The sequence below is a fragment of the Sphingomonas canaveralia genome (genome assembly GCF_047238125.1).
Lineage (GTDB): Bacteria > Pseudomonadota > Alphaproteobacteria > Sphingomonadales > Sphingomonadaceae > JBDFMH01.
The window spans coordinates 19,645-37,722 of the sequence record NZ_JBDFMH010000002.1 but is presented as its reverse complement, the minus strand read 5'-3'; the positions used below and the strand labels follow the sequence as shown (position 1 = coordinate 37,722).

The 18,078-nt window shown below is 65.7% G+C and carries 19 protein-coding genes and 1 pseudogene; 7 read left to right on the top strand and 13 right to left on the bottom strand.

Annotated elements, in window-relative coordinates; all coding sequences use genetic code 11:
- Window positions 1-280 precede the first annotated feature (280 nt).
- Window positions 281-502: a hypothetical protein gene (locus ABC347_RS17600; RefSeq protein ID WP_413247136.1), complete on the top strand. Its 222-nt coding sequence runs from the start codon at window positions 281-283 to the stop codon at window positions 500-502.
- 32 nt (window positions 503-534) lie between these two features.
- Here ABC347_RS17600 and ABC347_RS17595 read toward each other — a convergent pair whose 3' ends face one another.
- From ABC347_RS17595 to ABC347_RS17555, 9 genes are all read right to left on the bottom strand, one after another.
- Complete coding sequence (locus tag ABC347_RS17595; protein WP_413247135.1) at window positions 535-918, bottom strand: DUF411 domain-containing protein; 384 nt, start codon at window positions 916-918, stop codon at window positions 535-537.
- A 117-nt stretch (window positions 919-1,035) separates the two neighbouring features.
- Window positions 1,036-1,416, bottom strand: coding sequence for a DUF305 domain-containing protein (locus ABC347_RS17590; RefSeq protein ID WP_413247134.1), 381 nt, complete (start codon window positions 1,414-1,416; stop codon window positions 1,036-1,038).
- A gap of 74 nt (window positions 1,417-1,490) precedes the next feature.
- The gene (locus ABC347_RS17585; RefSeq protein WP_413247133.1) at window positions 1,491-2,090 is read right to left on the bottom strand and encodes a DUF305 domain-containing protein; all 600 of its coding nucleotides are present in this window, start codon (window positions 2,088-2,090) and stop codon (window positions 1,491-1,493) included.
- A 46-nt stretch (window positions 2,091-2,136) separates the two neighbouring features.
- On the bottom strand, window positions 2,137-2,874 hold the full coding sequence (locus ABC347_RS17580; RefSeq protein WP_413247132.1) for a PepSY domain-containing protein: 738 nt from the start codon (window positions 2,872-2,874) through the stop codon (window positions 2,137-2,139).
- Window positions 2,865-4,079 carry a copper resistance protein B gene (locus ABC347_RS17575; RefSeq protein WP_413247138.1) on the bottom strand — a complete coding sequence of 405 codons (1,215 nt, stop codon included), beginning with the start codon at window positions 4,077-4,079 and terminating at the stop codon, window positions 2,865-2,867. Before ABC347_RS17575 ends, ABC347_RS17580 begins: the two co-directional genes overlap by 10 nt.
- Window positions 4,079-6,061 (bottom strand): copper resistance system multicopper oxidase, encoded by a 1,983-nt coding sequence (locus ABC347_RS17570; RefSeq protein ID WP_413247131.1) that lies wholly within the window; start codon window positions 6,059-6,061, stop codon window positions 4,079-4,081. Before ABC347_RS17570 ends, ABC347_RS17575 begins: the two co-directional genes overlap by 1 nt.
- Before the next feature lie 68 nt (window positions 6,062-6,129).
- The gene (locus ABC347_RS17565; protein ID WP_088368457.1) at window positions 6,130-6,699 is read right to left on the bottom strand and encodes an RNA polymerase sigma factor; all 570 of its coding nucleotides are present in this window, start codon (window positions 6,697-6,699) and stop codon (window positions 6,130-6,132) included.
- Window positions 6,696-7,136 carry a periplasmic heavy metal sensor gene (locus ABC347_RS17560; RefSeq protein WP_413247130.1) on the bottom strand — a complete coding sequence of 147 codons (441 nt, stop codon included), beginning with the start codon at window positions 7,134-7,136 and terminating at the stop codon, window positions 6,696-6,698. The genes ABC347_RS17565 and ABC347_RS17560 overlap by 4 nt, the downstream gene beginning before the upstream one ends.
- Window positions 7,133-7,405, bottom strand: a complete 273-nt coding sequence (locus ABC347_RS17555; RefSeq protein ID WP_413247129.1) for a hypothetical protein — start codon at window positions 7,403-7,405, stop codon at window positions 7,133-7,135. The genes ABC347_RS17560 and ABC347_RS17555 overlap by 4 nt, the downstream gene beginning before the upstream one ends.
- Window positions 7,406-7,525: 120 nt before the next feature.
- Between ABC347_RS17555 and copC the strand changes: the two genes are divergently transcribed.
- Both copC and copD read left to right on the top strand, forming a co-directional pair.
- Window positions 7,526-7,897, top strand: a complete 372-nt coding sequence (gene copC / locus ABC347_RS17550) for a copper homeostasis periplasmic binding protein CopC (protein WP_093008123.1) — start codon at window positions 7,526-7,528, stop codon at window positions 7,895-7,897.
- A 1-nt stretch (window position 7,898) separates the two neighbouring features.
- Window positions 7,899-8,828 carry a copper homeostasis membrane protein CopD gene (copD, locus tag ABC347_RS17545; RefSeq protein ID WP_413247128.1) on the top strand — a complete coding sequence of 310 codons (930 nt, stop codon included), beginning with the start codon at window positions 7,899-7,901 and terminating at the stop codon, window positions 8,826-8,828.
- Window positions 8,829-8,864: 36 nt separating this feature from the next.
- Here copD and ABC347_RS17540 read toward each other — a convergent pair whose 3' ends face one another.
- The 3 genes and pseudogenes from ABC347_RS17540 to traA all read right to left on the bottom strand — a co-directional run bounded on the left by ABC347_RS17540 (window position 8,865) and on the right by traA (window position 14,043).
- Window positions 8,865-9,200, bottom strand: coding sequence for a four-helix bundle copper-binding protein (locus tag ABC347_RS17540; protein ID WP_413247127.1), 336 nt, complete (start codon window positions 9,198-9,200; stop codon window positions 8,865-8,867).
- Between the two features lie 599 nt (window positions 9,201-9,799).
- Window positions 9,800-10,551, bottom strand: a pseudogene (locus ABC347_RS17535) (IS5 family transposase).
- 483 nt (window positions 10,552-11,034) lie between these two features.
- Complete coding sequence (traA, locus tag ABC347_RS17530) at window positions 11,035-14,043, bottom strand: Ti-type conjugative transfer relaxase TraA (RefSeq protein ID WP_413247137.1); 3,009 nt, start codon at window positions 14,041-14,043, stop codon at window positions 11,035-11,037.
- A gap of 170 nt (window positions 14,044-14,213) precedes the next feature.
- Here traA and ABC347_RS17525 point away from each other — a divergent pair, with 170 nt between their 5' ends.
- Genes ABC347_RS17525 through ABC347_RS17510 form a run of 4 tightly spaced genes read left to right on the top strand, consistent with a single transcriptional unit; the run spans window position 14,214 to window position 16,597 of the window.
- Entirely contained in the window at window positions 14,214-14,540 is a 327-nt protein-coding gene (locus ABC347_RS17525) for a conjugal transfer protein TraD (protein WP_413247126.1), read from the top strand.
- A gap of 16 nt (window positions 14,541-14,556) precedes the next feature.
- Window positions 14,557-14,775 (top strand): conjugal transfer protein TraD, encoded by a 219-nt coding sequence (locus tag ABC347_RS17520; RefSeq protein ID WP_413247125.1) that lies wholly within the window; start codon window positions 14,557-14,559, stop codon window positions 14,773-14,775.
- Window positions 14,772-15,056, top strand: a complete 285-nt coding sequence (locus ABC347_RS17515; protein WP_413247124.1) for a hypothetical protein — start codon at window positions 14,772-14,774, stop codon at window positions 15,054-15,056. The genes ABC347_RS17520 and ABC347_RS17515 overlap by 4 nt, the downstream gene beginning before the upstream one ends.
- Window positions 15,056-16,597 (top strand): type IV secretory system conjugative DNA transfer family protein, encoded by a 1,542-nt coding sequence (locus ABC347_RS17510; RefSeq protein ID WP_413247123.1) that lies wholly within the window; start codon window positions 15,056-15,058, stop codon window positions 16,595-16,597. The genes ABC347_RS17515 and ABC347_RS17510 overlap by 1 nt, the downstream gene beginning before the upstream one ends.
- Window positions 16,598-17,116: 519 nt before the next feature.
- On the opposite strand, the gene ABC347_RS17505 is transcribed toward ABC347_RS17510, so the two are convergent.
- Complete coding sequence (locus ABC347_RS17505; protein WP_413247122.1) at window positions 17,117-18,070, bottom strand: replication initiator protein A; 954 nt, start codon at window positions 18,068-18,070, stop codon at window positions 17,117-17,119.
- Window positions 18,071-18,078 lie beyond the last annotated feature (8 nt).

The window sequence follows — 18,078 nt, the reverse complement described above, 5'->3', positions numbered from 1 at the left end:
GGCTCCGCTTGCGGGCGCGCATGCCGTCATGACTGATTGCGATCGAGCGCCGCCCACTCCCGTCAAAAAGGCACCTCCGGTGGACTGCGTAGGAGCCTGCATCGCAACGACCCTCGATCTTCACACGTCCCCCGCGCCGCAGCTCGCCGTGCGAGCGGCAGAGCCCACACGCGAGCCTCTTGCTCTTGTTGGTCACTCGGGCGGCCCTGCGCCGCCACCTCCCCGAACTGCCTGATCGACGCCGATTTCGATCAATCAGTGTATTCGAGGACAATTACACATGAAGGCCATCAAGTTCATCGGCGCGGCCGTCGCGCTCGCTCTCGTTCCCGCCACGGCCTTTGCCGCCGCTGACTGCTGCGCGGGGAAGGAGTGCTGCAAGGATGGCGCCGATTGCTGCAAGGACAAGGACGGCGCGAAGAAGGATTGCTGCGCCGACATGAAGGACATGAAGCACGGCGAGCACGCCGGTCACGACATGTCGGGCATGCAGAAGAAGTAAGCGGGGAGGGGAGGCGTTCGCGCCTCCCCTTTTCAATGGCGGGCGAACACCCTGCGGCCGCTCGGCCCGAACGCGATCACATCGTAGGCCTGGGCCTTCATGCCCGGCATTTCCATGCCCGGTGAGCCCATCGGCATCCCGGCGACCGCGAGACCGGTGACGCCCTTCGGATGCGTGGCAAGGACGCGCTTCATGTCAGCGATCGGGACGTGGCCTTCGAAGGTCATACCGTCGATGATGGCAGTGTGACACGAGGCGAGGTCCTGAGGCACACCACGTGCCTTCATGAACGCCGGTCGGTTCGCATCGTCGACGACGCGCACGGCACGGCCGAATTGCGCTTTTACCTGCTGCGCCCATTTCTCGCAGCACGGGCATCCCGGATCGCGGTGCATGGCGATGTCGGCCGCGGCCATCGCAGTCGCCGGAACACCCAGTAACAGAGCTGCCATCGCGGTGCAGAAAGTTCGGTTCATTCCCAGTTCCTCAAAAGCCTGCCCCCCTTACAGGAAGGAGGGCTAGGCTTGCGCCCGCTATTGGGCGCGCTTGCCCATCTTGCTAAGCATAGCATTCAGCGTCGCGATCTCGCGGTTCTGGCTGGCGATGGTCTTCTGTGCCTCGCGCCGAATTTCCGCGTTCTGGGTGCTCCGGAGCGCCGTCTGCGACATGGCGATGGCGCCGCGGTGGTGCTCGATCATCTGCCGAATCCACGTCTCGCCGGCGTCGGCACCCTTCGCCGCCATCATGCGATCGTGCATCTTCATCATGTCCGGGCCGTAGGGATCGGCTGCCGTCGGCTGCATCATGCCGGCGTGATTCATGCCTTGATGATTCATGCCTTGGTGGCCGGCTTGCTGCGCCAGAGCCGGCGAGGCGGCGAGCAGGGCGGCGGTCATGGTCGCGATCATCTTCATTTGGATTCTCCACGTGGCCCCCGCCCGTGAAGATGATACGCGCCCCGCTGCACTACCCCTCAAGGCGGCAAAATTTACCGGATTGGCTGAAGCGTGTTCACGCCGACGCTTTCGTCCGTCTCCGGCGTGGGAGGAGCCACCTGCTTGTCGCGATAGGAGGGAAGGTCGGGCGCATTATCGGGCGTGGGGTGCGCTTCGAGACGTGCAATCGCGCGCTTCATCTGGGTGATTTCACGCACTTGGGCGTCGATGATCCCGTCCGCGAGTTTCCGCACCTCGGGGTCTTTGATGTGCGCGCGCTCGCTGGTCATGATCGCGATCGAGTGATGCGGGATCATGGCCTTCATGTAAGCGACGTCGCCGACCGTCTCCTGGCTGCGGACAAGCCACAAGGCGCCGGCGAACACCACGATCGAGGCCGCCACGATGCCGAGATTGGCCTTCCGGTTGGGGTACATGCCCCACATGAAGCCGAGCATGATGATCGCCATCACGGCGCCCATGACGATCGCCATCCATGTCCTGGTCTGGCTGTATTCGACATGACTCAGCGCGTAGGTGTTGAGGTACATGAGCCCGAACATCACGACCGTCGACGTCGCGATCATCGCAGCGAAGCGCCCGTAGCTCATCCCCATAGCGCTGCCGTGTTTGGAGTCGGGGTCGTGGTCCATCTCGCGCTCTCCTGTTCGGCCCCACCCACTGAAGATACGCGGCTCTCTAGCGGACCCCTTGAGCTTTTCTGCGGCGTCGACGGGGCCAGCGCATGAAGAGCAGAATCGCCCCGGCGACGGCGAATACGAGTCCGCCCGCTGCGAAAGCGCTGAGCCATGGCGTGTTGAACCGTTCGTGCTCGGTCCAATCCATGATGTGGAGGCCCCAGAAGAAGTCGTAGAGCCGCCACGTGCCGGTTCGCACCGAAGTCAGCCGGCCAGTCTCCGCCGCCACGTAGATGCGGGTCCCGTCGTCATCGGGGAACGAGGCCCGCCAGGCGGGGAGGGCACCGCGGTACTCGGTGCTCGGGCGATCGATCCGCTCGACGACGGGCGCCGAACCAGTTTCGCCGCGATACGCCTGTTTTGCGATCAGCGCTGCGGCCGCGCCGTCGACCGGGGGCAACGGCTTCGCGGTGCGGGCGTCCAGCAAACGCACCTTGCCGTCGCCGAGCTGGGCTTCGACGATCGGCCGCCCCAGCAGCATCCGGTGCTGAAGCTGACGCACCGGCGCTCCGGCAGATGCGAGAAGGGCAGGGACGGGCGCGAAGTCCTGGGTCGCGATCAGGGCCGGTTCCACGTTCCGGTCGATCCGGTGATCGCCATGCACGGTGTCGATCGGCAGCAGGCTCATGACGAGCCCGCTGGTGAACCAGACGATCGCCTGTGCCCCGATCAGGAGCGCAAGCCAGCGGTGAACCTTGCTTGCCCCGACATGGAGGCGGAGCCGCGGGCTCAGAACCACGTCCTCACGCCCGCGACGAAGCTGAAGCCGCCCGTATTGTCACCGCGTGCGCGGGTGAAGCGCGCGGTGTCGCCGAACTGCCGCTCCCACGACACGCCGATATAGGGCGCGAACTCGCGGCGCCCCTCGTAGCGAAGCCGAAGCCCGGCCTCGAGGTCCGTGAGCCCGGAGCCGGTGCCGGTTTCGGGCACGTCCTGCGCGGAGAAATTGGCCTCCACCCTGGGCTGGAGCACGAACCAGTTAGTGATGCGCTGGTCGTAATAGCCCTCCGCGCGGCCAAGCACGTCACCCTTGTCGGAGAGGAACAATGCGCCCTCTACCTCAAACCAACCGGGGGCCAGCCCCTCGATCCCTACCGTTGCGTAGGTGCGCGAAGGGTTGGGTTTGAAGTCGTAGCGAACGCCGGCCTGAAGGTTCCAATAGGGATCGAGCGCGCGGCTGTAGAGCGCCTGCACCTCGGCCTGTTCGAGCGGCTTGCCGAACGTGCCTTCGCCCTCGGATTTCAGCGTGAAGCGATTGATGTCGCCCCCGATCCAGGCCTCTCCGTCCCAGCGATAGCCGTCGCCGCCCTTGCGTGCCTGATATTCGGCGAGGTTGAAGAGGACCTGGTAGACGGTCATCCCACCATGCTCGCGGCGCAGATCGTTCTCGCGCGAGCTGGCCATGGCGTCGGCGCCCCAGAAGCGATCGGCGAGGTGGTCGCCAGCCGGGGCGGGAGCGGGCTTGTTGCCGGGGGGAAGGTCGGTTCCGACCTTGGCAGCGGGCTGATCGCCGGGCATCGCCATGCCCGGCATCGCGCTCATGTCGTGGCCGGCATGAGGGTCCTGCGAGGCACCTGTCGATGCCGCCATCCCGGGCATGGCGGACATATCGTGCCCGGCGTGCGGGTCCTGGGTGGGCGCAGCCTGCTGCTGACCGCCCATATCCATCCCCTGCATTTCGCTCATGTCATGTCCGGCATGAGGGTCGGGAGCCTGCGTCGTCGCCGGTTGCGCGCGCCGCGGCGCGGTGCGTCGGACAGGGGCCTTACGCTTAGTCGCGGGCTTTGCCGCAGCCTTCGCTTTCGGCTTGGTTACCGGTTTGGCCGCCGGCTTTGCCGGCATCGTCATGCCCGGCATATTGTGCATGGAATGGTCCATGGTCTGCGCCAATGCGGGTGTCGCAAGGGCGAGCGGCGCCATACCGGCGAGGAGGAGCGCCCGGATCACGCCGCGGCCTCCCCGGCCTTGCGGACCTGGACGACACGCATCATGCCTGCGTGCATGTGGTAGAGCATGTGGCAGTGGAAGGCCCAGTCGCCTTCCTCGCCGGTCACGTCCCAGCTTACCGTTCCTCCTGGCTGCACCAGCACCGTATGCTTACGGGGCGCGTAGGCGCCCTTGCCGGTCACTAGGTCAAAGAAGTGGCCGTGGATGTGGATCGGATGCCCCATCATTGTGTCGTTGATGAGCGTCACCCGTACTCGCTCGCCGTGAAGCAGCGTGATTGGGTCGGGGTTCTCCGACAGCTTCTCGCCGTCGAAGCCCCACATGTAGCGCTCCATGTTGCCGGTGAGGTGAAGCTTGATCTCCCGCTCCGGTGCGCGTGTGTCCGGGTTGCGGTCGAGCGCCATGAGGTCGCGATAGGTGAGAACGCGATGCCCGACGTTCTCCAGCCCCTGTCCGGGATCGCCGGTCCGATCGACCGGCATCGGCGAGATGGTCTGCACGCCCGGTCCCTTCTTCACCTCCGGTGCCTTCGAGAAGTCGCGCATGTTCATGTTGCCCATGTCCATGCCTCCCATGTCCATGCCGGCCATCGACTGATCGCCTGCCATGGCGGGCATCGTGCCGGAGCCGTGATCCATTCCGGCCATGGCGCCGCCCTGAGCCTGGCCGTGGTCCATGCCCGCCATGCCGCCCGCTGCGGCGCCGGCCGCGCCGTGGTTCATCTGCGCATGATCCATACCCGGCATCGCGCCGGTACCTGCGCCATGCCCCATCGCAGCATGGTCCATGCCGGACATCGATCCCGCGGCGCCACCCACGGCACCATGATTCATGGCGCCGTGGTCCATCGTGCCATGATCCATGCCGCCCATGCCCATGTCCTTCATGGTCGCGAGCGGGCGCTTGCGGAGCGGGGGCACCTCGGCCGCCATGCCCTCACGCGGGGCGAGCGTCGCGCGGGCCATGCCGGAGCGATCGACGCTCTCACCGACCAGCGTATAGGCGCGCAGGTCGGGCGGGGTGACGATCGCGTCGTAGGTCTCGGCCGGGCCGAACTGGAACTCGTCGATCTCAACCGGGCGCACGTTCAAGCCATCGGCGGCGACGATCGTCATCGGCAGGCCCGGAATGCGGACGTTGAAGGTGGTCATCGACGAGGCGTTGATGAAGCGCAGCCGTACCCGCTCGCCGGGCCGAAATAGCGCGGTCCAATTGTCCTTGGGGCCGTAGCCGTTGACCAGGTAAGTGTAGACCGACCCCGTGACGTCAGCGACGTCGGCGGGGTCCATCCGCATCTTGCCCCACTCCAACCGCTCTTTGAGCGGCTGATCCTTGCCGGCGAGAAGCCCGGCCAGGGTCTGGCGCTGGCGATTGAAGTAGCCCGACTCCTTCTTCAGCCGATCGAAGAGGTAGTGCGGGTGGTGAAAGCTGTGGTCGGACAGCACGATCACATGCTCGCGATCGAACTGCACGGGGTCGGGGTTCTTCGGATCGATCAGGATCGGGCCGTAATGCCCCTCCTGCTCCTGAAGCCCGGAATGGCTGTGATACCAGTACGTCCCGCTCTGGATGATCGGGAACTCGTAGGTGAAGGTCGACCGCGCCGGAATGCCGGGGAAGGCGATCCCGGGCACCCCGTCCATCTGGAAGGGGAGCAGCAGCCCGTGCCAGTGGATCGAGGTTTCCTCGTCGAGCTCGTTGACGACGTGGAGCCGGACGTTCTGTCCCTCACGCAGGCGGATGAGCGGAGCGGGCACGGTGCCGTTGATGCCAATCGCGTGGCTCTGCCGCCCGTCGATCATCATCATCTGATGCGCGACCTTGAGCGTGATGTCCTCGCCCGACACCGTGGGCAACGGCTTGGCGATGCCGGCGGAGACGGGCTGTGCCCATGCCGGCATATAGGCCGACAAGGCGAGGCCGCCTCCTGCCAGACTGGCACCGCGCAGCACCTGGCGGCGGTCGAGAACGCGCGACATGCAAGCTCCTAAGAATGGGGCCGTGGAAAGGGCCGTCGCTTCTTCTACGCGGCCGATCCGTCCAGCCCTCAGCGGTTTCCTAGTTTTTCAAGCAACCGAGCCCGCGCGCGATACAGGCGGGTTTCGACCGCCTTCTGACTGATCCCCAGCACCTCGGCCGTCTCGGCCTGGCTCAGCCCTTCGATCGTCCGAAGTACCAAAGGCTCCTTCAGGTTCGCGGGCAAGGTCGAGATGGCGCGTGTCACACGATCGAGTTCCTGCCGATCGCCGGCTGCGTCGTCGATCGGCACCTGTTCGTCGACGATGCTCTGGACCTGTTCGTCGTTCGGCAGCGCGAACGACAGAAACCGGCGCACGGCACGCTTGCGCGCCCAATCGCGGCATTTGTTGACGGCGATGGTCGTGAGCCACGCCTGCATCGACCGGTTGGGATCGTAGCGCGACAATGCCTGATGTGCGGCCACGAACGCTTCCTGGGTCACGTCCAGCGCGTCGTCGGCATCGCCGAGGAAGGCGCGCGAAAGCCGGAACATCGGCTGCCGATAGCGTCGCACGATCTCAGCGAAAGCGGCTTGTCGGCCGGCGATGCTGAGCGTCGCCAGTTCGCCATCCGACAACGCGGTCCAGTCGAGGCTCACCCCTGGCCGTCGGTGAGCGCCTTCACCACCGCGTCATCGAATTGAGAGGTCTGATGGGGCCGGAGGAGCTGACGCATGGCGAAGATGTGCGCCAGCGTCGCCTTCTGCAGCTCGCCCATCGCGGCATGGCTCTGGTCGACCGCAGCGGCCACCCGCGGACCATTGCCATGCTCGGCCTCGATCGCCTCGGCAAGGCGGGCATTGGCGGCACGCATCTCCAGCTCGAGGGCGCGGCGTTGCACCGCGAACCGGTCTTCGAGCACCTTCAATCGGGCCTGCTGGTCGCCATCGAGCGCGAGCTTGTGGTGCAGCACCTCGTGGAGCGCCGCACCGGGCTGCTTGGGCTGCGGCAGCAGCGCGCGCCCGATAAAGACACCGCCGATCGCTGCCAGGAAGGCGAGCAAGGCGCACAGGACAACCCGCTTGGTCGAGGTCATGGCTCGCCGATCAGTAACGCGGAAGGGGCAAGGGGGGAGGCTCCGCCGAGCGGCGCGAGCGAGACAGCAGGGCTAGCCGTCGCGGGCAGCTCGGCACCGACGATCCCGATACCGAGCGCCGCGGCGGCTATCACACCGAACCCGAGCCCGGCTCCACGCACGGCGGGGCGGCTGCCGATCCGCGCGAGAATCTGGTCCTCGATACCCTCCAACGCGGCCGGGGCGGGTGCGCCCGCTAGTCGCGCCAATGCTCTGTCTAGATCGTCCATGCTTTCCACTCCGCCCCTCTATCATCGGATACGCATCGCTGCCCATCATCCCTCAACCGCTGGTGAGGGGTCGGGCAGCGCGCCGCGTAGAAGGGTGCACGAACCTCGTCGGAGTAACCCATGCGTAGTCTCGCCCTTCCTGCCGCCCTCGCTCTCCTGAGCCTCGCCAGTGCGGCGCAGGCTCACCCGAAGCTCGTTGTGGCCTCCCCCGCGCCCAACGCGACCGTTGCCAAGCCCGCGCGTGTCGCTTTGCAGTTCAGCGAGAAGCTGATGCCGAAATTCTCTGGCGCGGACCTGATGATGACGGGGCATGGCGGCGCCACGCACCCGCCGATGAAGGTTGCAGCCACCACCCAGGTTGCACCCGACGGTCGAACGCTGGTCGTGGTGCCCAAGTCGCCGCTCGGTGCTGGCCGCTATAGTGTCGCATGGCACGTCGTCTCGGCCGACACGCATCGGGTGTCCGGCAACTTCGCCTTCGCGGTGAAGTGAGGTGGACGCCGACTGGCCGCTGATCGGGGTCCGCTTCGCGCTTTATGCGACGTTGAGCGGACTGTTCGGCCTGTCGGCGTTCAGCCTCTACGGGCTCAAGGCCGGAGAGCGCGCAGACGCACTCGCCTTGCGCCCCTGGCTGGTGGGGACCGGGCTGCTCGGCCTTCTGTTTTCCGGCATCGCGATCGTCCTCCTCGCAGCGGCGATGGCCGGCACGCCGGCATGGCCGATCGATCGGGAAGCGATCGAAATGCTGCTTACCGGGTCCGTGACGGGCACGGCGTGGGAAGCGCGCATGGTCGCACTGATTGTGGCCGTGATCGCGGCGCTGATCGCGGCAGGACGTACCGCGCCGCTCGGCCTGGTCGCGCTCGCGGCAGGCATTGCGCTCGCTACGCTCGCCTGGACGGGCCATGGCGCGATGGACGACGGTGTGACGGGCTGGGTCCATCTGTTAGCCGATATTCTGCACCTGTTGGCGGCCGGAGCCTGGGTCGGTGCACTGCTCGGATTGACGCTGCTCGTGGTGCGGCCGGCAGTTCGCGTCGACGTCGCGCATCTCAGACTGACCCACCGGGCGCTGCACGGCTTCGGTCTGGTCGGCACGATCGTTGTCGGCACGATTGTTGTAACGGGGCTGGTGAATGGCTGGCTGCTGGTCGGTGCCGGCAATCTGCCGAGACTTCCCACCACCCTCTACGGCCAGCTCCTCCTCGCCAAGCTGGCGCTGTTCGGCGCGATGCTAGGGCTGGCCATCCTCAATCGCTTCCGACTGACGCCGGCGTTCGAGCGCTCGGTTGCCGTTGGCGATGAACGGGCTGCGCTCGGTGCGCTGCGGCGCAGCCTCGCGATCGAGGCGAGCTGTGCCGTCACGATCCTGGCGCTGGTTGCTTGGCTGGGAATGCTCGAGCCCCCCGCAACGGCGATGTGAGGAGCGGGCGGCCGATCGCCGCCCGCCCGTCGCCGATCAGGCGGCCATCTTCTCGCATGCATCAGCACAGCGCTCGCATGCGGCGACACAATCTTCCATGCCGTCGAGACCCCGGCAGCTCTCCGCGCAAGCTCGGCAGACCTGGGCGCAGATGCCGCAAACGAGCTTATGCTGGTCGGACCCGCGCGCCATGAAATCGAGTGAGGTGGCGCAAATCTGCGCGCAATCGAGCATGATCTTGATGTGGTCGGGCGCAGCGTGCGCGCCGCCCACCTGGAGGCAGTGCTGGGTGGTCATCGACAGGCAGGTGACATGGCAGTGGTGGCAGGCGTCCATGCAAGCCTGCATCTCGGCGCTCATATGATCGTGCATCGGTGGTCTCCGCGTGAGCCCCCGCCCAAGAGGGAATACGCGGCACGGACCCCCTGCCCTTATAGAAAGGGGTGGATAGCCTAGCCGCTGCCATCTTCGCGGAGGTCTACCACGTCGAAGCTGTGCCACGTGGCACAGCTCTCTGCCTGTTCTGAGTGTAAGAAGGCCGCCCCTTGGTGCCGAAGGCAACAGCGGGGACGGCCATGTTGCTCACAACCTAGCGCATCTCCTGCGACTTTTGAAGCAACAGCGTGTCGACGAAAAACCGAGGGCCGCCTTGTAAGGCGGCCCCGGTGCTAGTTCCCTGATCGGGAAACGGACAATCCGTTGGATGCCGCATGTCCCCTCTTGGTAGGGGGTGCCCGCTGTTCGGGCAAGGCTCGTCAAAGGGACGAATGTGCCACGTGGCACACCGATGGTCGTCGAAAGCACGAAGTTTGAGGATTTCAGGTTGAAATCGCCGGGCATCGGGAGCGTTGACCTGCCGATCTTCGTGCTTTCGACGACCGTTTCTGATCCGGTCTCGGTTTTCAAAAGCACGAACGCATTGCGGGAACGGCATAGGCGGCAAGGTGCGTCCACCTAGGGCTGAGACTCAATCAGAGCCAGAATGCGAGCGCAGTTGCGATGGCGACGCCTGAGAGGAAGTTGGCGGCGAGTTTGTCATAGCGGGTGGCGACACGGCGAAAGTCCTTGAGGCGGCAGAAGGCGTTCTCGATCAGGTGGCGGCCGCGATACCTGTCTTTGTCGTGACGGATTATGCGTTTGCGGTTTCGCCGTCCGGGAATGACGGGAACGGCTCCAGCATCGCGGAGCGAGCGGCGCAGCCGGTCGGCGTCATAGCCCTTGTCAGCAAGGAGGTAGCGCATGCGACCGGCTCGTTCGAGGAGTGCAGGCGCCGCCTTCACGTCACTGACGTTGCCAGCCGTCAGCATCAGCGCATAGGGGCGGCCGATAACGTCGGTGAGCGCGTGGATTTTGGTCGTCCATCCGCCGCGCGAACGACCGATCGCCTGGATCTGGCGCCCCCTTTTCCGCCGAAGGCCGCGCGTTGTGCCTTGATGTAGGTGCTGTCGATCGCAGTACTCTTCGTCACCACTCCAGCATCCACCAGCGCGTCGAGCAGCTTGAGCCAGAAGCCCCGGCGCGACCAGCGGTTGAACCGGTTGTAGATCGTCGTGGATGGGCCGTAATCGGCCGGGCAGTCGCACCAGCGACAGCCAACCTTCAGCACATGCATGATCCCGGAGATCACCCGCCGGTCGTCCACCCGCCGCGCGCCAGGTTGGTTCTTGGGCAGATGCGGCTCGATCGCTGTCCACGCTTCATCCGACAACCAGAACAGCGCCATGCCTCAATCCTCCTGATCCAAACGACAGTGAATCAGGAAAACCCTCGCTCCTCAAGTTGCTGATTGGGTTTGAGCCCTAGAGCGATCGCCATGATTCGTGCTTTTGAAAACCTGGGAAGCACGCTGCACATCGCTTCGCGTCCATTGCGCAACAGTCCAACCCTTGTATCGTTTGGGACAGGCGAAAGCCGATCACGACCAGAGCCCACCAAGCTGCTACCTTGGTGGGCTCAAACCATCGTTCAGGAAGGCTACTGTCAATGAAGCCGCCAACGACATGGACCACCGTCCGAAATCCCGTAACGGGTCGATCAGTGGTGGTTCGAGGTGCTGGTGCGCTTCGCGGCCGACTGATGCTCACGGACGGTTTGGACCTCACCCGGCCGATCGCTGCGCAGATTCTCACACCTGATTGATTCAGCCAGACGGCCGGCTTGGAGCTGGCAGCCGTCACAACGGTCATGGCTGAAACGAACGGCTGCGCTATCGCCCGCGGCCCCGATCATGGTCGCTACGATCCTTGTCCCGCTGTCTGATCCGCTCGCGTTCCTGCTCCTGCTGCCGGACACGCTCGATGCGCCGCTCGCGCATCACCGCTTCATAAAGCTTGTTCAGGTGAGGATGCGCGCGCTCGACCCTGGCCCGCGCCAGCTCGTCACCTCGGTGACGCCGCTGCCCAGTGACGGGACCAAGATATTCCTTGAGCTTGCCCAGCCGCTTGGCAAGCTGCGTGGAGCGCTGCTGCAACCCGCGCGCGGTCTTCTCCCAACGCGCCTGCGCCGCTTCGTGGGACGGCCGGCGTAGCGCTGCCAACAACCCGCTAGGCGGCAGCGGCTGTTTGCGGGCGTGGTCATCCCTGACCTTTTCATGGCGTCGGTACATACCGCTGGCTCGCACCTGCGCTCGCTGCGCGCGTGACTGCACACCGGCCAGTTCCCTGCCGTGTTCAGCTATCCAAGTTTTTTCAACTTCCTCACGGGTCGGACGCTGTTGCCCTTCGGGCTGCATCTCACGCGAGGACAAAGCGGCGGTGTTAATCGCACCCCTTTCGGGGTTCCGATTGCCCAGAATCGATCTGCCACCGGTGTTAATCGCACCCCTTTCACGGCTTCGGTCGCCGGGGGCGGACATGGCATCGGTGTTAATCAGCCCCCCTTGCTCCCTGCCGGGCTTCGTCCCGTATCCGTCGAACATGCCGCGCGCCTTGTCGCGAATCTTCTCGGCCATCTGGCGCGCGAGTTCCGGAAACCGGATCTCGCGCCGATCGGCGAAGGCGCGGGCATGGTCCTGCTCGGTGCGTTCCGGCGCATAGTCGCCTGCCATGTCCTTCGACCGGTCGCGCGACAGCACACGCGCGAGCCGGCCTTGGTCGGCGAAGTCGTCACGGCCGTAGTGGAGGTGCACGCTATCGCGATGCCGTGTCATCCCGACATAGCTGCTGTGCCGGTCCATGCTCGGCGTCGCCAGCACGTGCCCGCGATCGACGGACACGCCCTGCGACTTGCCGAACGTCGCTGCATAGCCGTGATCGATCGCGGCATAATCCTTCAGGTCGAAGGCGACGCTGCGCCCGCCGTCCAACCGGACGCCCATCCGGCCGTCCTCGATCCGCTCAAGTGTGCCTAGCGTGCCGTTCTTCACGCCCAACGATCGCTCGTTGCGCAGGAACATGATCCGGTCCCCGGCCGCGAAGTCGCGCTCGCCCCGATCGGCCGCGACGGTCCGGTCCTCGCCCAGGTCGCCGCTCGCCCGCACCCGCTCGCGCGCCTCCTGGTTGAGTTCGCGCACCTCGGCGTTGGTGTGGGTGAACATGATACGGGTCTTGTCCGGCTCGGCCTGACGATCCCGATCCCAGCGGTCCACCAGCCCGGCCCGGGCCGCCTCGCGCGTGTCGGCCGCATGGACCATGCCGCGCGCGGCATAGGCGTCCAGTGCTTCGGCCGTCCGGCCGGTAGCGAAGGCCCGCGTCGCCTCCTTCTGCCAGTCCTCGCGCTGCCGGCGTATCTCGGTGATCTCGGCTGCACCGTGCCGCTCGGTGATCGACCGGAACGCCGCGCCCGCTTCGATCGCCTGCAACTGCTCGGGATCGCCCACCAGCACCACCTTGGCCCCGGCGTCACGGGCACGGGACAATACCCGTTCCATCTGGCGGGTGCCGATCATGCCGGCCTCGTCCACCACCAGCACGTCCTTCGGCCCGAGCTGGTCGCGACCCTGCGCCCAACCATGCTCAAGGCTGGCGATGGTACGCGACGCGATCCCCGATCCGCCCTCAAGGTTCTCGGCCGCGATCCCGGATAGCGCCGCCCCGCGCACCTGGTAGCCCTCACGCTCCCATGCCTCGCGCGCGACGCCCAGCATCGCCGACTTGCCGGTGCCGGCATAGCCGACGACCGACGTCAGCCCGTCGCGTCCGGTGATATGGTCGAAGGCGTCGCGCTGCTCGTCGGACAATACCAGCCCCCGCCCTTCGGCAGCCTCCAGCGCGCCGGCACGCTGCCGGTCGGACACGCCATGATCGCCGCGGCGCGCCAGCTCGTCGCCGGCCTTCTCCAGCCGCGCCTCGGTCGCGATCATGTCGCGGGAGGTGAACCGCTCCTGGTCCCGTCCGTCCTTCCCCAGCGCCACCAGCTCGGGGCTGGCGTGCACCGCCGCCATCACCCGGTCGAACTGCTCCTTGCCGTCCGAATGGCGGAACGCGAACGCGGCAAGGTCGCGATTGGTGAAGGTCGATTGCTGCCGGGTGATGCCGTCCAGCGCGATGCGTGGGTCGGCCGCGATCTTCTCGCCGTTCTCGCGCGCGATCCGCCGGTGATCGTCAGCACGCTCGGCATCCTCACCGCGCTCCAGCCGGCGCATTCCCGCCGGGCCGATCTTGTGCTGCGGCTCCAGCTCGATGCCCCGATCGGCATGGCTGCGATGATCGATCCGACCCTCAAGCCCCAGCTCGGCCATGCGCTCGTTGACATGGGCGGCCCACGCCTCCCGCCACCCCTGCAACAACTCCCCGCTGTTCCAGTCGCGGTTCTTCTGCCCGAAACCCTCCGGCCCCACGTCGCGCATCGACAGCATGACGTGCGCGTGCGGCTTCGGGCTACCGTCGTTCGCTTTGTCCCAATGCACGTTGAGGTCCGCGACCATCCCGCGCTTCACGAACTGCTCGGCAACGAAATCGCGAGCCAGCGCGACACCCTGCTTCTCGTTCATCTCACGCGGAATCGAGAACTCCACCTCACGGGCAAGCTGCGCGTCCTTGCGCTTCTCTCCTGCCTCGACCTCGTTCCACAGCACGGTACGATCGTTTAAACGCTCCGGTGCGCCTTGCGGCAACATCACCTCGGAGTGGATGACGCCGGCCTTGTTCGAGAAGTCGTGGTCACGCCCCAGCCGCTCGTCGTGCAGCTCGGATGCGGAGCGATATGCAGCGGACGCGACCGCGCTGGAGCCGTTCGCGCGGCTGATGACCTTGGCGCTGAAATGGTAGATCGCCATCGCGACAGCCATGATGCACTTCTGAGCGCACGTCGGCAACGACGTATAAGCGCGCACTCATGATCTGCTTCGCATTTCTTGATTGACTTGGTTGCACTTATTGATCGCGGTTGCCCTCCCCTGTCGGTTTGCTAAACTGATGCAGGTGAGACGCGGAAGATGGAGGCACCATGCGCAAGGTGCGGGATTACGATGCGGAACTGAAGGCGCTGGAGGACAAGGCGCGTGGGCTGAAGGCGCGGCGCGTCGAACAGCTCGGGACGCTCGTCACCTCCACCGGGGCCGACGCGCTCGACCTCGAAACGCTAGCCGGCGCATTGCTCGATGCCGTCGCGTCAAAGGATGTAGATACGAAGGAGGCGTGGCGCGCGAAGGGTGCCGCCTTCTTTCAGCGGCGCGGGCGCAAAGGTTCACGAAAGGCTGGCAGCGACGGCGATAGCGGAACGCCGCAACCGGGCGCTGATCCTGCGCTTGGAAGCGGCACGGCGTCGGACTGATACGCGGGGCTGGGTCGTGCAACGTCGCGAGCGCACCCGTCACCTGATCGAGCTGGGCGGCCTCGTCCAGAAAGCCGGGCTGGTCGACCTCGCCGATGACGATCGCGCGACCATCTACGGCGCGCTGCTGGAGCTGGTCGGACGTGCGAGGGACGACGCTGCCGGCGACATGCTGGGGCTGTGGAAGCGTCGCGGCAAGCGGGCGTTCGACGCGGAAGCGGAGAAGGGCGAATGAGTGGGTTGAACATCGAAGCGATCCGGCGCGAGGTCCGTGCGCTCGACTATGTGCGAGGCACCCCGGCGGAAGCCGTCATGTGGCGCGAGGACGACGAGGACGCCCGCGCCAACCTCGCGATCGAGGGCATGGCGCTGACACCCGAGGATGACGCGTTGTTCGATATGCTGCGCGAGGAACGGGTGCCCCCTCCCCTCGCCACCGCGATCCTGCTCAGGCTGCTCGGTCATCCTGATGCCGATCCGGCGCTGGCGATCACACCGGCGGGTGCGAGCTGCTGATGCCGCTACGGATCAGACCGCTATGGACGCTGCTGATCGGCTTCATCGTGCTGATGGCGAGCAACGCCTGGCTCAAGGGCATCTTCGGCGTCGGCGAAATCGCGACCGATGTGCCGTTCCTGCTCACCGGCCTCACCCTGTTCGGCATCTGGAAGTTCAACCGCCGCAGGGGCAATCGCAACACCCTGATGGGATCGGCCCGCTTCGGCGACCGGCGCGACCTGGCGAAGCTGGAAGGATCGGGCGACCTCATCATCGGCCGGTCGGGTCGGAACAACAAGCTGCTGCGCTACGATGGCGTGGCCCATCTGCTGACGATGGCACCCACCCGCTCGGGCAAGGGCGTCGGCACGATCATCCCCAACCTGCTGCTGCTCGACCGCTCGGTCATATGCATCGACCCCAAGGGTGAGAATGCCCGCGTTACGGCCCGCACGCGGGCCACCAAGGGCGATGTGCGGTGCCTGGACCCCTTCGGCGTCTCCGGGCGCCCCGCGGCCCGTTACAACCCGCTGGCGTGGCTCGATGCGACCAGCCCGGACCTCGCGGAAGATGCGCAGACGATCGCCGACGCGCTGGTCCACGACGCGCCGGGGCAATCGGGTGAGGCGCACTGGAACGAGGAAGCCAGGGCGCTCATCGCCGGTATCATCCTGCACACCGTCGTCCACGAACCCCTGTCCCGCGCCACGCTGGCGACCGTGCGCGACAAGCTCACCCGCGATCCCGCCGGCTTCGCCGCGCTGCTTGCCGACATGCAGGCCAGCACCGGCGCGCACGGCCTGATCGCGCGCGCCGCCAACCGCCACCTCGGCAAGTCCGATCGCGAGGCCGCGGGCGTGTTGTCCTCCGCCCAGCGCCACACCCACTTCCTCGACAGCCCGCGCATCGTGGACAGCACGTCAGCGTCCGATTTCCGGTTCGCGGACCTGAAGGAGCGATCGGGCACGGTATTCCTGTGCCTGCCGCCCGACCGGCTCGACACCTATGCCCGCTGGCTGCGGCTGCTGGTCAGCCAGGCCGTCACCGACATGGCGCGCTCCCCTGCCCGGCCGGAACGCCCCGTCCTGTTCCTCCTCGACGAGTTCGCCGCGCTCGGCCGCCTCGATCCGGTGGAACGCGCGATGGGGCTGATGGCCGGTTACGGGATGCAGCTCTGGCCGATCCTCCAGGACATGCACCAGCTCAAGGCGACCTATGGCGAACGCGCCGGCACCTTCATGTCCAACGCCGGCGTGATCCAGACGTTTGGGGTCAACGATCTTGCCACTGCCGACATGCTGTCGCGCACGATCGGCGACACCACCATCGAATATGAGACGTTCGGCACGTCCGGCCCGGCGAGCATCTTCAGCAACGACACCCGATCGGAAAGCTCTAGCGGCCACGTCGCCGCGCGCCGGTTGGCGACGCCGGATGAAATCATGCGGATGAATCCCGACGATCTCCTCCTGCTGCGGCAGGGCCAGCATCCGCTCGTCGTCGGCAAGATCCGCTACTATGCCGAACGGGAGTTCGCCGGCCTCTACGATCCGGCGTGATCGTACACACCCGCGAAACCGACGATCGGGTCGGCATATCTCCCTATCCTGCCCTTTCAACGAGCATGACGCCGACAGGTACACACCGCCGGATCGGCTGGGCTTCTGCCGGAAGCCTGCGGCCGTCAGGCCGCTTCTGTGACGGCGATAGCCGGCACGCAGCGAAAGCGCATTGCCCAAAGGGCAATTCCGCATCCCCTCTCCGTTTCTTCGGTACATCTGTGGGGGTTAAGTGATTCTGTTAAATAGGAATCGTTAAGAAGGTTAAGTGCTGAAAAGAGGGCAAAAAACCGCGTTTCTGCAACAGGTTGAGAAGGTGACCGGTGTGTGATCCCACGTGATTCGGTGTGTGATCCCACGATAGTGCGGTGTGTGATCCCACGACTGTCCGGTGTGTGATCCCACGATGATCGCTTGCCGTTCTGCGGGTCGATTATTGCTCGATCCACACTCTCATCGCCTGCTGCCCGCTTCCGTCTCTGGTACGGACGGGCCTTGCGGTGTGTGATACCACGATAGTCAGCGTTCGCCGGCGAGCTTGTCCATCAGGTCGTCCACCTCGGCGGCGCGGCGGCGATCGGCATCGAACCGGTTCCGTCGTTCCTGCTCGGCCTCCAACCTAGCTGTCAGCGCCAGCGCCTCCGCTTCTCCCCGAAGCCGGAACAACACGGCAGGACTGCCATCGGCAGTCGCAGCCATCTGCATCGCATAGTCGGGGAGCTGGTCGGCCTCCACCACCTTGCGGAGCATCCGGTTGAACTCTTTGGGTTTGCTGTCGCTGCCGGTCTTGTCGCGCAGCACCTCGACGCGACACGTCCACCCGCCCTTCTGGTTGCCGGCGTGCTTGCGCGCGATACGATACAGGGCGCGTTCCAGCCCGCCCGTCAGCAGGAAATAATCTTGGTGCATGGTGAGCAGCGACCGCTCCCCCATAATGCCCTCATATACCCAATCCGACAGCGTGATGGTCATCCCGCGCGGTTGGTCGGTGTCCGGGTCTACCTCCAGCGTCCATTTGTCGAGCCAGTTGAAACCGGCCTTGGTCCGCCGCTTGGGCGCGCGTATCGAGGTCGATATGGAAGTCGTCTGAAGCCGCTGGAGTGCGGCCTGCAATTCCTGATAAGCCCGGCCGCTGGTGTCGCGCTTGATCGCCCGCAACAGGTCGTAGGACGTTGTTTTAAGCGTCCGGGGAAGGTCGTTGATCCCCTGCTCCCGCATCCGATTGAGCGTGGACGCCGCCCATATCAGGATATCGGCATCCCAGATCGTCGCCATGCCGTAGGCAGGAATCGCCTCGATCTTCACCCACGTCTCGCCGTCCGGGCTGCTATATTCGATCGGCTTCACCCGCTTGCGCTTCTGGAGTGAGAAAAACGGCCGCTCCATCGTCTCCCGCTGATCCTTCAGTGGGAGGTCGCCCATCAACGGGATGAATAGATCAAACTCGGGGTTAGGGTTCTGACGCTTGGTCATGCCGCTTC

What these genes read in the sequence shown, in the direction of transcription:
- ABC347_RS17600 (WP_413247136.1), top strand. Translation starts at nt 281, where the DNA reads ATGAAGGCCATCAAGTTCATCGGCGCGGCCGTCGCGCTCGCTCTCGTT.
- ABC347_RS17595 (WP_413247135.1), bottom strand. Translation starts at nt 918, where the DNA reads ATGGCCGCGGCCGACATCGCCATGCACCGCGATCCGGGATGCCCGTGC.
- ABC347_RS17590 (WP_413247134.1), bottom strand. Translation starts at nt 1,416, where the DNA reads ATGAAGATGATCGCGACCATGACCGCCGCCCTGCTCGCCGCCTCGCCG.
- ABC347_RS17585 (WP_413247133.1), bottom strand. Translation starts at nt 2,090, where the DNA reads ATGGACCACGACCCCGACTCCAAACACGGCAGCGCTATGGGGATGAGC.
- ABC347_RS17570 (WP_413247131.1), bottom strand. Translation starts at nt 6,061, where the DNA reads ATGTCGCGCGTTCTCGACCGCCGCCAGGTGCTGCGCGGTGCCAGTCTG.
- ABC347_RS17560 (WP_413247130.1), bottom strand. Translation starts at nt 7,136, where the DNA reads ATGACCTCGACCAAGCGGGTTGTCCTGTGCGCCTTGCTCGCCTTCCTG.
- ABC347_RS17555 (WP_413247129.1), bottom strand. Translation starts at nt 7,405, where the DNA reads ATGGACGATCTAGACAGAGCATTGGCGCGACTAGCGGGCGCACCCGCC.
- copC (WP_093008123.1), top strand. Translation starts at nt 7,526, where the DNA reads ATGCGTAGTCTCGCCCTTCCTGCCGCCCTCGCTCTCCTGAGCCTCGCC.
- ABC347_RS17540 (WP_413247127.1), bottom strand. Translation starts at nt 9,200, where the DNA reads ATGCACGATCATATGAGCGCCGAGATGCAGGCTTGCATGGACGCCTGC.
- traA (WP_413247137.1), bottom strand. Translation starts at nt 14,043, where the DNA reads ATGGCGATCTACCATTTCAGCGCCAAGGTCATCAGCCGCGCGAACGGC.
- ABC347_RS17525 (WP_413247126.1), top strand. Translation starts at nt 14,214, where the DNA reads ATGCGCAAGGTGCGGGATTACGATGCGGAACTGAAGGCGCTGGAGGAC.
- ABC347_RS17515 (WP_413247124.1), top strand. Translation starts at nt 14,772, where the DNA reads ATGAGTGGGTTGAACATCGAAGCGATCCGGCGCGAGGTCCGTGCGCTC.
- ABC347_RS17510 (WP_413247123.1), top strand. Translation starts at nt 15,056, where the DNA reads ATGCCGCTACGGATCAGACCGCTATGGACGCTGCTGATCGGCTTCATC.
- ABC347_RS17505 (WP_413247122.1), bottom strand. Translation starts at nt 18,070, where the DNA reads ATGACCAAGCGTCAGAACCCTAACCCCGAGTTTGATCTATTCATCCCG.